The sequence below is a fragment of the Helcococcus sueciensis DSM 17243 genome, assembly GCF_000423145.1.
Classification (GTDB): Bacteria; Bacillota; Clostridia; order Tissierellales; family Peptoniphilaceae; genus Helcococcus; species Helcococcus sueciensis.
On sequence record NZ_AUHK01000043.1, the window covers coordinates 1 to 1,374 of the forward strand.

General features: G+C 36.5%; 1 pseudogene. It reads left to right on the top strand.

Annotated elements, in window-relative coordinates:
• A pseudogene (locus tag G534_RS08795) lies at positions 1 to 1,374 on the top strand (hypothetical protein); the annotation flags it as partial.

The following is a 1,374-nucleotide window of genomic DNA, read 5'->3' on the forward strand; positions in this document are numbered from 1 at the left end:
ACAGGTTGGGATAAAGAAGATACAACAGAAATTAAGGCTGCATTAGAAGTAACAGCACAATACAAAGCAAAAGTTGTAACAGAAAATCCAAATGATGAAGACTATGTAAAAGTAAGCTTTGAAACAACAAGAGGAACAGTAGAAGGTCAAGCAGAATACTGGGTACTAAAAGATGAACAAGTAACATTTGATGTACCAACAGTAAATATGGATGGTGTAAAAGATTATGAATTCAGATCATGGGATCCAGCAATAAAAGCAAGCTACTCAGAAGATACAGTTCATAACGCAACATTCAATTACACAGGTGATGACATAGTTCCACAACCAGGTGAAGAAAAACCAGATGTACCAGAAAACTTTGTATTAGTAGAATTCAAAGAAGGTGAACATGGTACATTAGCAGGAACAAATAAGTACTGGGTAAATCCAGAAGCTAATAAGACACTTGCAGATGTAGAAAAACCAACTGTTACTCCAGAAGAAAACTGGAAACACACAGGATGGGATAAAGAAGATACAACAGAAATCAAAGGTGCTTTAGAAGTAACAGCACAATACAAAGAAAAAGTTGTAACAGAAAATCCAAATGATGAAGACTATGTAAAAGTAGACTTTGCATCAAGCAAGGGAACACTTGAAGGAACAAGCGAATACTGGGTACTAAAAGATACAGAAGTAAGAGTACCAGCTCCAGAAGTAATAGGTTTAACAGACTATGAATTCAAAGCATGGGATCCAACAGTTAAAACAACTTATACTGAAGACACAACCCACAATGCAACATTCAATTACACAGGAGACGACATAGTTCCACAACCAGGTGAAGAAAAACCAGATGTACCAGAAAACTATGTTTTAGTAGAATTCCTACCAGGAGCAAATGGTACAATCGCAGAAACAGAAACAACTAAGTACTGGGTAAATCCAGATGCTAACAAGACACTTGCAGACGTTACAAAACCAGAAGTAACAGCAAACGAAGGATTTAAGTTCACAGGTTGGGATAAAGAAGATACAACAGCAATTACAGAAGCGTTAAAAGTAACAGCACAGTACAAAGAAAAAGTTGTAACAGAAAATCCAAATGACGAAGATTACGTAAAAGTAAGCTTTGAAACAACAAGAGGAACAGTAGAAGGCCAAGCAGAATACTGGGTACTAAAAGATGAACAAGTAACATTTGCAGTACCAACAGTAAACATGGACGGTGTAAAAGATTATGAATTCAGATCATGGGATCCAGCAATAAAAGCAAGCTACTCAGAAGATACAGTTCATAATGCAACATTCAACTACACAGGTAACGACATCGTTCCACAACCAGGTGAAGACAAACCAGATGTACCAGAAAACTTTGTATTAGTAGAATTC